This is a genomic window from Bowmanella yangjiangensis, assembly GCF_017255015.1.
Classification (GTDB): Bacteria; Pseudomonadota; Gammaproteobacteria; order Enterobacterales; family Alteromonadaceae; genus Bowmanella; species Bowmanella yangjiangensis.
In genome coordinates this window covers 1-333 of sequence record NZ_JAFKCS010000790.1, presented here as the reverse complement: position 1 = coordinate 333, position 333 = coordinate 1, and the positions used below count along the sequence as shown (strand labels likewise).

The 333-nt window shown below is 62.2% G+C and carries 1 protein-coding gene; it reads left to right on the top strand.

Annotated elements, in window-relative coordinates; all coding sequences use genetic code 11:
• Positions 1-246: hypothetical protein (locus J0A65_RS26695; RefSeq protein ID WP_206597190.1), on the top strand; the 246-nt coding region annotated here is incomplete at its 5' end.
• Positions 247-333: the final 87 nt, after the last annotated feature.

Sequence of the window (333 nt, the reverse complement as noted above, 5' to 3'; positions counted from 1 at the left end):
CTGTCGGAGCCGGCCCTGGTGCCGGTCCTGCAGCAGGCTACGGCCGGTATCTGCCAGATTTTCGAACAGGCGCTGGAACGCGCCGTCGCTTGCGGCGAGCTGAGCGGCTGCGACGATCGGGTAGCGCTGGCCGGCTATCTGCAATGCGTGATGAGCGGGCTGCGCACCCAGGTCAAGTCGGGGCTGCCCGCCGCATCGATTCGAGCCACCGTGGCGGTGGTGATGGCGAGCTTGAATAGCGTATGAAGACGCCTGTGCGGGGCTTCGTTCGCTTAATTTTGGACTGATTGGTTCTTAAAGGAAGGCGATATGCGGGAATTGTTCGAACTGTGC